This window comes from Pseudarthrobacter cellobiosi (genome assembly GCF_023913815.1).
Lineage (GTDB): Bacteria > Actinomycetota > Actinomycetes > Actinomycetales > Micrococcaceae > Arthrobacter > Arthrobacter cellobiosi.
Map to the genome: position 1 here is coordinate 1 of NZ_JAMXBK010000009.1, position 11193 is coordinate 11193.

Genomic DNA, 11193 nt, shown 5'->3' on the forward strand with positions numbered 1-11193 from the left:
AGGTCCAGGCCCAGGAGGTTGGGGTGCCGGTGGAGGTGTCGGTGAAGCTGACGTTAAGTGGTGCTGTGCCGGTGGTGGGGGTGGCGGTGAAGGCTGCCACGGGTGCGGGCGGTGTCACCGGACCCAAGGGGCGGTCCGAGAACCAGTAGCGTTTTGCGACGTTGTCGCTGGCCATCACCACAATGCCGGTGCTGTTGTTCACGCTCTGCTTGGAGCTGGTCACGTCGTTCATGTTCGACGACGATGCACTCTGGATGACGGGTGTCCCGCGGCCGGCAGCGAACACGGGATTGTCCATGGACGCAGTCTTCTCGTAGATGCTGCCCGCCACGCCGGAGAAGGCACAGCCACTGACTGATGTTGGTGGCGCCGTCTGGAATGCCCGGACGAGATTGTTCTGCGTGTCCAGCACGATCTGTGGACGGGTCACACAGTCGCCCCCGACGGAGATGGTGGACTTGGTAAAGGACCCGGTTCCTGGCTTGAAAACCAGCAGGAGAAGCTCGGGAAGTGTCGGGTCGGACGATGTATCGTTCAGGCTCGTCTTGATTGCTGCGAAGACCCGGCCCGAGGTGTCCGCCTGCAGGGTTTTGAGGTTCAGGTGGTCATCGGACTGTTTATTGCCCTGAATTGCCGGCTGAACCTTCCACGAGGAGGTCGACGCCGGGTCCGTTCCGTCAGTGCGGGTTGCCCAATTGACGGACTCGGTGAGTTGGTCGCTCCACATCACCCCGATCTTGTTCTGGCCGAAGGCCACGACGGCTGAGATATCGTCAGGTGCCGGATTCGGGTTGGCGACAGGAAGCACGAAGGGGGTGGTCCAGTTGGTACCTCCAGGCAAGGAGTTGTTGACATAGACCGTGCTGGTGAACCCGGCGGTCGAATTGCCGGCAACCTGCGTCCAGGTGGCCCAGATCGCACCGGTGGTGTCCTTATCGATGGTCATCGTTTCGCTGCTGTTGGTGTTGATGGTCGTCGGGAAACCATTGTCCAGCGTGTACGTGCCAGCGGAGTAGCTGTACCTGTACAGCCTGGCCTGTTGGCCGGACTTCGACACACTTTTGGCGACAACGTGGGAGGCGATGTAAAGATGCTCGCCGTCCCACAGCGTGTCCGCCAATGTGCTGTTGCGGCTGTCATTCCGGACCCCGGTGTCCACCCATGTCCCTGTGCCGCGGTCCAGCCGGAAGATGGACCAGCCGGTGCCGGTCTTCCACATGTCCGCCCACCACGAGCCAGCGTTCCACCACAGCTTGCTCTGCGGCTTATCCGACGTCGGCGGATTGCTGACGCCCGAATAGCTCAGGCTCGGAGTGCCGTAGGCCGGGTCCGCCGATGCCGCCGGCGATGTAGCCAGAAGCGATCCAGCAACGATCATGGCCGTAACAAGCGTTTGACTCAGCCACCTGACGGGACGCTCGATATTCATCGCAGGGCTCCCTGGCACTTCAATATCGTCGATCTGAAGTCCCAATTTGCGCACTGGCCCAGAAACAGCGGTGGAACCCCAGTTAAAGGCCAAGCGTAGACCCGAAAAGTGAGCCCGCGCAATGAAATCCCCTATACCTAAAATGTGGGCTGAATAATAACCCCTATACCTAATATTTGGACCGACGGAAAACCCCCGTACTTGGAAAGCAGACGGTGATCCGCCCCCTCAAAAGTGAGTACCTACTACTGGTGACAGCCTCATCACGCCCCCAATAGGCTCTTCCTTACGGCCAGAGTCGAAGGCTAAATGAGAGCTGGGGCCAGAGACCAGACCCATGACCGGATAAAGCGCTAGTGCCGCGCTCGATTTCCCCGTCGAGCGCGGCGTTGAACTAAATCCGCAAACGTCATGAAGTGGTGAGGTATTTGTCCATTTCCATCCAGCTCCCAATTACATTTACGATGCCAGCCGTCGAAGCCACCAGGGCCTCAGTAAGCGTCGTCATTCCAACCTTGAACGAAGCGAAAAATATTCCGTGGGTTCTTCGCAGGATGCCCTCGTACGTTGACGAAGTGGTCATCGTCGATGGCCGTTCCACCGACAACACAGTGGGCGTAGCCCAAGCAATCCGCGACAACCTGGTCATCGTCAATGAGCAACGCAAGGGAAAGGGCGTGGCCCTTCGCTCCGGGTTTGCGGCAGCCTCGGGAGACATCATCGTCATGCTGGACGCGGACGGCAGCATGGATCCCCAAGAGATTGGTTGGTTCGTTTCCCCGCTTCAGCACGATTACGACTTCGTCAAGGGCTCACGCCACGTCACCGGGGGAGGATCCGAAGACCTCACCCGCCTGCGGAAGGCCGGCAACCGCGCGCTGACCGGGTTGGCCAACGCGGTCCTGCACAGCAACTACTCCGACCTTTGCTATGGATATATAGCGTTTCGACGGGAATGCCTGGAGATCCTGCAGCTGGAATCGGACGGCTTTGAAATTGAGACCGAGCTGATTGTCCGGGCGGCCAAGGCCGGTCTGCGGATTGCTGAAGTCCCCAGCCTGGAGCTGGATCGCATCTCCGGCGCCTCGAATCTGCAGACGTTCCGTGACGGGTGGAGGGTTCTGGGAACGCTCGCGCGCGAATGCACCATGTGGGAGGCGCCCACCGCCGGCGCCAGGCCCGAAGCGCTCCGCCGGGTGAAGTATGCCTACGCAAACGTCAGCGTCCCGCGGACGCCTACGGATCCCCAGACGGTTCTCTCCCTGGTTCGGGGAGAGTAGCATGCTGGATCGTGCTGCACGTCCCAGCGTGTCGATCGTCATTTGTGCTTACACCGAAAGGCGTTGGGACCGGTTGCTGGACGTCATAGCGTCCGTCCGGGCCCAATCAATTGCACCCCAGGAGGTCCTGGTGGTGATTGACCATAACGAGGACCTCTACGAGCGGCTCACCGAAATTGTTGATGACGTGACGGTGGTCGAGAGCAGCGGTCCACGCGGGCTGTCCGGAGCACGCAACACTGGCGTCGGCCTGGCCGACTCTGACATTGTGGCCTTCCTCGACGACGACGCCGAGGCAGCCCCGGACTGGCTTGAACGGCTGCTTGCCCTTTACGACGACCCTGACGTACTGGCCGTCGGCGGGCGCGTGGAACCGGTGTGGGAAACGGGCCGTCCGGGCTACTTCGGTGAAGAACTCGACTGGATCGTTGGGTGCAGTCACCGCGGAATGCCCAAGGTGGCCTCCGAGGTCCGGAATGTCATTGGCGCCAACATGTCCTTCCGGCTTGAAGCCCTCCGTCAGGTTGGCGGCTTCAACCTTTCGCTGGGACGCCAGGGCACCTTGCCCCTTGGCTGCGAGGAGACCGAGATCTGCATCCGCTCAAGGATGGGCTCACCCGGATCGCGGATCGTTTACGAACCCGCGGCTTTGGTACGCCACCACGTTCCGGCGGAAAGAGGGACATTGCGCTACATGCTGTCGCGTTCCTGGTCCGAAGGTATCTCCAAAGCCCAGGTCAGCCGGGTGGTAGGCCATAAACGGGCTCTGGGCCCGGAACGGCGGTACGTGCGCAGCGTCCTGCCACGGGCCGTTTTTGCGGGAGTGCGCGATTGGGGCCGGGGCGACAATCCACAGGGGCTGGGTCGGGCGGGAGTCGTCATTGCAGTCCTGGCATGCACGGCCGCCGGGTACATACGCGGACGCCGGATAGCCCACGTCGAGGGCCGCCCGCTGTCCGGGACCGCCCTTGCGGGCGCACCGTGGAGGGAGGTCCAGTGAGCGAACGTGTCGATGAGCTCCTACCTGTAGGGGAGCGGGCTGCTTTTGAGCTGGCACCGGCCATGGAGAGTGCCGTCCCGCCGGAGTGGTCGGGAGCCCGCTGGATCGGTGCCGTTGATCTGGAATGCCTCGCCAATCACACGCAATTGCAGCTGCTCAGTCATGCGGGCTACGACCGCGCACGGTTGTTGGTGCGCCAAGGGACAGCGGTTCGTGGCTTCGTCGATGTAGAGGCACCAGGGGGAATGGTCCAGCGGGACGCTCTGGAGGAGGCTGTCGCTGGCCTTCCGGCGGTTGTGCCGATGACCGCCGGGGCCGCAATACCGTCCGTCACCGTTATCGTCTGCACGCGTGACCGATCCGCACTGCTCAGGGGAGCACTGACTGCCATCCTTAAGCTCGACTACCCCAATTTCGATGTCCTCGTGGTGGACAACGCGCCACGAACGGCCGAAACCGCCGACATGGTGCGCGACGAGTTTGACGACCCTCGGATCAGGCTCATCACCCAGCCCGTCCCGGGACTCTCCCAGGCGCGGAATACAGGCCTCCGCCACGCACAGGGCGACATCGTGGCCTACACCGATGACGATGTTGTTGTCGATGAGGCGTGGCTGCGGGAAATTGCCACCGGTTTCGAACGTATGCCCGGCACGGCCTGCGTCACGGGACTCGTGCCGGCAGGGGAGCTGCGTTCACCGGCCCAGGGATACTTCGATGACCGCGTCAGCTGGTCCAAGAGCGTGGCGCCGAAGGTCTACTCTTTCGCCGATCCGCCCCAGGAGCTTCCGAAGTTTCCGTTCTGTCCGGGCGCTTTCGGAACCGGAGCGAATTTCGCGCTGGATCGCCGTACGGCATTGAGCCTTGGCGGCTTCGACAACGCTTTGGGGGTCGGAACGCGCACCGGCGGCGGTGAAGACATAGACATGTTCACCCGGGTGATTATCGAGGGCTACAGCCTGGTGGTTCAGCCGTCCGCAATTGTGTGGCATCGCCATCGTGATGGCCTGGACGACTTGAGCGCCCAGGCCCGCGGCTACGGCAGCGGTCTGGGTGCATGGCTCACGAAGATCCTCCTGAACCCCCACACGGCCCGGCTCGCGCTGGCCCGCACTCCGGGCGTCGTCTGGAGTTTCCTGCAAAGCACGGGTGCACCACAACAGCCGACAACCGGGCCCAGCCAAGGCCATGATTTCTGGGACGAGCAGCGCGCCCAGGTTTTACGGCTTGAGCTGCACTCGCTGGCACGCGGTCCGCTCAACTATCTGCTTGAACGCTGGGCAGGGGCTGCCAAGACGTTGTAAATAGCCGCTTCGGCTGTTCATGGGAATCACGCTGGACATTCACTCACACCAACCCAGGAGGTTGCGCCGATGGCTCTGCTAATCCGAGATGATGTTTCCCCGGTGCTGCCCCACGCAAATTCGGCGGCCAAACATCCGCGGTACTTTGATGCGGGGCTGGCAGTACTCGGACTCGTGGCAGCTTTCCTGATCCTCATGGACATCGGCGGAGCGCCCCTGGCTGCCTTTAAGCTCATGGTCTGCCTGGCATTGCCGGGGTGGGTGCTGCTGTCTCGACTTTCCTCCGTGGACCGGGCGGCGCGGTTGGTCTGGACGCTGACGGCCAGCGCAGCGCTCTACACCACACTGGCTTTGGCGATGGCGTGGACCGGCTTCTGGTATCCGCGACAGGTGGCGGCCGCCGTCGTCCTTGCCGCAGTGGGCTTCATCGTCCTGAAGCCCGGCCCCTACTTACCGGGCACGTTTGTTCGAGGCGCCGCCCGAGGCGGCCCCGCTCTCACCGCCACCGGAGGACGGGGGCTCCAGCGGCGCTCCCGGATCAGGGCGGTGTTGCCTTGGCTGACCCTCGCTGTCGCGGCTCCCCTGTGGGTCTTTGGGCTGGCCACTACCGGACATGGCCGGCTGGGCGATTTCGGGCTGTTGTCCGAGTTTCCGCTCGCCTGGTACATCGCCGTCGGGCTTGTAGTGGGCACGTGTGTTTACGCAGTGGTGGCCCGAAAGACGTTCCCTACGCTGCTGATGAGCGTCTCGGTCTCCAGTCTCGTCGTTGTCCTCTATTCAACAGCGGGCCTGCTCGCCGAGGTGCCTCGGTTTCCCTGGACCTACAAACACATCGCCGTCACGAACTTCATCACAGCCACCGGGAATGTAGATCCCTCAATCGATATCTATAACCGGTGGCCGGGCTTTTTTGCGCTCAGCGCCTACCTGGGCGAAGTGATGGGATATCGGAACGCCCTTGACTACGCTGCGTGGGCCGAAACAGGATTTGCGCTGGTTGATGCGGTTCTTGTCCTCGCGATTGTGCGAACGATCTCCAACAGGGCGCGCATTTATTGGACTGCGACCATTGTATTCACTCTCGCCAATTGGGTGAACCAGAACTATTACGCCCCGCAGTCCTATTCCTACTCCCTGTACCTCGCCATGTGCCTGATCGCACTGACTTTCCTGAGGGGCGTGCCGTTTAAGTGGATGGCCGGCTTCGAAATGCGCATCAGGAGGTCGCGGATCGTGCAACGGGTGAAGCAGCGGCACCCCGTGATCATGCCCAGCATCTGGGAACGCCGTGGTACTCCGAGGCAACTACTTGCATGTGTGGCCATTCTGATAATTCAGGCAGTGATTGTGGTAAGCCACCAGTTGACGCCCTACCTGGCGGTCTTGGGGCTATTCCCGCTCTTTATGTCGGGCTATTTCAGGCCACGTTGGATGGCTCCGGCTTTGCTGGCAATACCCCTAGCATACTTTATTCCCAACCTTGCCTATGTCAAGGGAAAATACGGACTTTTCAGCGGCTTCAACCTGTTCGCGAATACGGGTTATCGCCCGCCGCGAACCGACCCGCTTGTGGTCGGAGGTTGGGTGCTGACGGGGCAGTCCCTGGCGCATCTTGCTGTGGTGCTCACGCTGGCCACGGGGGTGCTGGCCGTCGCCGGCTTCGTCCGCCGGTTGCTGCATGGCCACGTGCGTACCACCTTGGTGGTTGCCTGGCTGGCTTTCGCGCCAGCACTCGGGCTGCTGGCCCAGTCATACGGCGGTGAGGCGCGCTTCAGGGTCTTCCTTTTTGCCTTGCCCTGGCTATCCATCGGCGTTGCCTGGCTGTTCTGGTCCGGCCCCGTCAGGACCGGCAGGACGGTCATTGGTGCGAGTGCCGGGCTGGCCGCCATGGCCATGCTGTTTACCGTGGTGCACTTCCAGCCTGAGGCCGATTACCGCGTTCCCAGGGACGACGTCGTCGCGAGCCAATGGCTTGACGCGAACACCAAAGCGGGGGACATCGTTTTTGATACGAAGTACTTCTTCCCGCTTCTGGTCGGATCAAATTATCCGCACTATCTCAAATGGGGAAGTGTGTCCTCGCTGGTCGACTACTTCAGGGAGGCCGACGGAAATATCAGCGTTGAAGGACTGCGTGCATACGCCGACCATCTTCGCGGGGCGGAAAATAACTACGTGATTATTACTGACGAACAAAAACTTCAGGCCGTAGAAAAGAAGCGCTTTGAGGCCGAATATTTACCGGAGCTGGAGGGAATGCTTGAGAATGGAGTCGGCGTCGAGAATGTCTTCAGCAACGATACGGTCAGAATCTACAAATTCAAGTCCGCCGGCTAGGCGTTCCCGGTTCCGAAAAAGTCTCGGTGCCGCCATTGCCGCGGCAGCGGCACTCAGTACGGGGACAGTCTGGATTCCAGCCCTGATAACCGAAAGGTCAACAGAAATGCCCGTTGGAGATCTTCCTGGATGGAAGCAAACGGGTGCGCAGGATTTCACGACGGCGGCCGGCCGCGGTGCGGTGGACGAAGTCTACGGCGCGGAGATGAGAGGATACGCCGACTTCGCCGACAGTTCGGGCAGGGGGTCATACGCGCCGGATGAAGTCCTTTCAGTAACTGATGGAACACTTGACTATTTTCTCCATACAGCATCCGGTTCCCCGCGGGTGGCAAGCGTCATTCCGTTTGGTTATGCCGGTCAGACCTACGGGCGATACTCCATCAGATTCAGGTACGACTCCACGCCCGGCTACAAAATGGCGTTTCTGTTGTGGCCTGTCAGCGATAACTGGAATGAAGGTGAAATTGACTGGCCGGAGGGTGGCCTCGACGGACCCCTCTACGGCGGCTCGGCGATAAAAGGGTCCTTGGCGAACGGCCCGATGGAGTTCGATCCGCCGGCACGCACTCGGACGCCCACGAGCCCTGGCGATTGGCATGTGGCGACGACAGAGTGGACACCGGGGAAGGTCCGATGGTTCTTTGACAGCCGTCTTATCGATCAGACGACACTGCCGGCAGGAGTTCCCGATACTCCGATGCGGTGGACTCTGCAGGCTGAGACTTCGGATCGTGCCAATGACACCTATCCCTCCGAAAGAACGTCCGGCCATCTGCAGATCGATTGGGCGGTGCAGTATGCCTACGCGCCCTAATGCCATGGAACAGGTGCCGGTTATTGAACCTAACCTCACCGCCGCCCTTCACGCCCTCGACGGGACGGGCATACCGTGGCTCCTGTTGCGGGGGGAAGATGACCTGGCCCGTCCCTCCGGCGACGTGGATATTCTCGTCGCCAGCGAGTTGCTGCCGGCTCTGGACGGTTTGCTTGAAGCCGCCGGCTTCCGCCGTGTCCTGGCACCGGGCCACGGGAGCCACCGCTTCTATTTCTGCTATTCCGCCACCGCGGATGCCTGGGTGAAGCTGGACATCGTTTCGGAGATAGCCTTCGGGCAATATCAGCAATGGCGGACCTCTTTGGCTCGGCGCTGCCTGGGGCGACGCGCGCGCAGTGGTCCCTTGTGGCTCCCGACGCAGGCGGATCAGGCGTGGTTGCATTTGCTCCACTTATTCCTGGACAAAGGACAGATCGCGCCGCCGAGGATTGAGGCAGCCAGGAATGCGGCCACGACAGCTTCGGGGCATGATTACATTGCCCGCTTTGTTGACCGCCGCATGGGGCCGGGCACAGCCGCGACTGTGTTGGAACTGGTCCGGACAGGCAGGTACGACGACGTGCCGGCCGCTGCCGCTGCGATGACGTCCAGGTGGGCCGGCGGCCCGGCAGGACCCCGGCTCGTCGCCGCCAAGCAGAGGGGCCTTCGACTGCTCGGCGCGCGGCTCCAGGATCGTGGGCCCATGGTAGGCGTGATGGCTCCCGACGGCGCCGGCAAGACGACGTTGCTCCGCGGACTTCAGGCAGCCGTGCCCCTGCCCACCAAGTATGTGTACATGGGCATGTGGGGCGCGGGCCCCTGGGACTCCTGGCTCGGGAAGCTTCCGGGAGGACGCACTGCCAAGAAGGTCTACCGTGTAGTCCGCGGCGGCCTGCTGGCCAGGACCTACAGCCTGCTGGGCCGGATGGTGCTCATGGACCGCGTGCCCTATGACGCCCTGCTGCCCAGGCCCGGTTCGGACGCCGCCTTGGAGGGCGCCTTCGGCCGCATCCTGGAGAAGGCCACGAATGCCGTTGCCTTTGCGGTGGTGCGGCCTCCTGACCTGCTGCTGGTCCTCGACGTTTCCGGCCAGGTCATGTTCGACAGGAAAGGCGAGCATTCCCCCAAAATTCTGGAGGACTGGCGGCGGGCCTACCGGGACCTTGCTGACCAGCTGCCGGGCAGCAGCGTGATCGACGCCACCCAGGCACCGGAGCGGGTCCTCAGCCAGGCGACCGGAATCGTGTGGCGCTGGCTCGCGCCGGCGCTGGGGGCCGGGCCGGATTCCGGCACCGGGCCCGTCGCTTCGTCCGCTGTGCCCGGCCCGGAAGCAGCAGGCGCACTGTCATTGCATCTGTGGCGGCTGCTGGATTGGCGGTTCCTGCTCCCTGACCTGCAGACCTACAGCGTGGGGTATGGCGGCTCAACGGGCCCGGACCTGGAGTCCGCCCTCCACTTGCTTGACCCCTCGGCGGCGGTTCTTTCACCGGACCTAAACGGGAACCACGGCAGTACCTACGAAGTTGTCCTCCTCAGGGCCCCCGATCTGGCGGACTTCAGGACCGCCGCGGCAGCAGTGGAACCCGGCGGCTGGGTGTGTGTCGAGGCCCGGCGTTCGCTGTTCCGGCGATCCGGGCCCCGCACTCTGAAAGGCTGGAAGCAAGAGTTTGTCCGCAATGGCTACCAGGACGTCAGCGTCTACTGGAATGCGCCGTCCCTGGACCGGACGGCCCGCATCGTTCCGGTGACGTCGGCGGCAGCGATCAGGGACACCCTGGCACTGCACAAGGATGTCCGTTTCGGTGGAGCCAAGGCCCTCGCCGCCCGCGCGGCACTGATGCTCGGCCTGTTTGACCTTGCTGTTCCGGAAGGTACCGTTACGGGCCGTCGCCCATCCGCGGGGCCGTCATGACTTTCGTCGACCGTTTCCTGGCGGAGCATTATGAGGAGCTCGGGTTGGAAAAATACGGGATCGGCAGGCACTGGGAAAGCGTCCTGCTGACGCCGAGATTCGTCACGTCCAGGCATGTGGTGGCTCTGATTTTCGCGGCTGGAGCCCGCGAACCGAGTCTTGTGGTCAAGGTGCCCCGGCAACCGGGCGAGAACGGCAGCGTGCGGCATGAGGCCGAGGTCCTGAGGCAGCTCAGCACCGGGAGGGAAGGGCCAGCCATCGGCGTTCCAACGGTGGTGACCGTCCAGGACGTCGGCGCCCACACAGTGCTGGTCGAAACGGCGGTGACGGGAGCACCCCTGGACCCCCGCCTGGTGGCGGCGGACTTGCCCGGCGCGGTCAGCGCGGGCACTGCTTTTGTGGACGCCTTGCCATGCACGCAGGCAGCAGCCCAGAATGACGGCTGGTACGAACGGACCATTATCCGTCCGCTGGAGGCCCTCAACGGTCTCGTGTCCCAGGAAGTCGAGACCACTGCGCTGGTGGAACGGACCCACGAGATACTGGCGCCGCTGCGCGGTGCGCAACTGCCCGCCGTCGTCGAGCATGGCGACTTGAGCCATCCCAATCTCTTCCTCAATCCCCAAGGAGGGTTGCAGGTGGTGGACTGGGAACGGGCCCGCACCGATGGCGTTCCCGGGCATGACCTGGTCTTTTACCTCCAGTATCTGAGTGAATCACGCGAACAGGCTTTCGATCGCGGCAGCCAGCTCAGGGCCTTTGAAAAGGCTTTCGGCCCCGGCGGGTGGGCGCTGGCACCCCTTGCCGGGCACCTGGACCTGCGGGAGGTGGACGCTGCCCTGCTTCCGTTGCTTGTCATCGCAACGTGGGCCCGGTCCGCGGCCACGCTGTCCTATCGGCTCGAGGGCCAGTCCGATCCCGGACGCGGAACAGACCAGGTGCGTTCGGCAGTGGCGGCCGACCGGGATTTCTGGCTCTGGCGCCACGTGGTGAGAAGCTGGACGGCTTAGCCTTGATCCACCGATGTTGCTCGGGGCGCCGACGGCGGTTTAAACCGAGAATGCCCGTCTTTTCAAGGAAAATGGAGCTTGTCTAGAACCCATTGACCACCGAA

7 protein-coding genes and 1 pseudogene are annotated in these 11193 nt (G+C 62.7%); 7 read left to right on the forward strand and 1 reads right to left on the reverse strand.

Annotated elements, in window-relative coordinates; genetic code table 11:
• Positions 1-1429, reverse strand: a pseudogene (locus NG701_RS00095) (hypothetical protein); the annotation flags it as partial.
• 464 nt (positions 1430-1893) lie between these two features.
• On the opposite strand from NG701_RS00095, the gene NG701_RS00100 reads away from it, so the two are divergent.
• From NG701_RS00100 to NG701_RS00130, 7 genes are all read left to right on the forward strand, one after another.
• Positions 1894-2709: a glycosyltransferase family 2 protein gene (locus NG701_RS00100; RefSeq protein WP_252563070.1), complete on the forward strand. Its 816-nt coding sequence runs from the start codon at positions 1894-1896 to the stop codon at positions 2707-2709.
• A gap of 1 nt (position 2710) precedes the next feature.
• Positions 2711-3709, forward strand: a complete 999-nt coding sequence (locus NG701_RS00105; protein WP_252563072.1) for a glycosyltransferase family 2 protein — start codon at positions 2711-2713, stop codon at positions 3707-3709.
• Positions 3706-5013 carry a glycosyltransferase family 2 protein gene (locus NG701_RS00110; protein WP_252563074.1) on the forward strand — a complete coding sequence of 436 codons (1308 nt, stop codon included), beginning with the start codon at positions 3706-3708 and terminating at the stop codon, positions 5011-5013. Before NG701_RS00105 ends, NG701_RS00110 begins: the two co-directional genes overlap by 4 nt.
• 195 nt (positions 5014-5208) lie before the next feature.
• Entirely contained in the window at positions 5209-7350 is a 2142-nt protein-coding gene (locus NG701_RS00115) for a hypothetical protein (protein WP_252563076.1), read from the forward strand.
• Between the two features lie 106 nt (positions 7351-7456).
• Positions 7457-8167, forward strand: coding sequence for a glycoside hydrolase family 16 protein (locus NG701_RS00120; RefSeq protein ID WP_252563078.1), 711 nt, complete (start codon positions 7457-7459; stop codon positions 8165-8167).
• Positions 8151-10079: a hypothetical protein gene (locus tag NG701_RS00125; RefSeq protein ID WP_252563080.1), complete on the forward strand. Its 1929-nt coding sequence runs from the start codon at positions 8151-8153 to the stop codon at positions 10077-10079. Before NG701_RS00120 ends, NG701_RS00125 begins: the two co-directional genes overlap by 17 nt.
• Positions 10076-11089 carry an aminoglycoside phosphotransferase family protein gene (locus NG701_RS00130; protein ID WP_252563082.1) on the forward strand — a complete coding sequence of 338 codons (1014 nt, stop codon included), beginning with the start codon at positions 10076-10078 and terminating at the stop codon, positions 11087-11089. The genes NG701_RS00125 and NG701_RS00130 overlap by 4 nt, the downstream gene beginning before the upstream one ends.
• Positions 11090-11193: the final 104 nt, after the last annotated feature.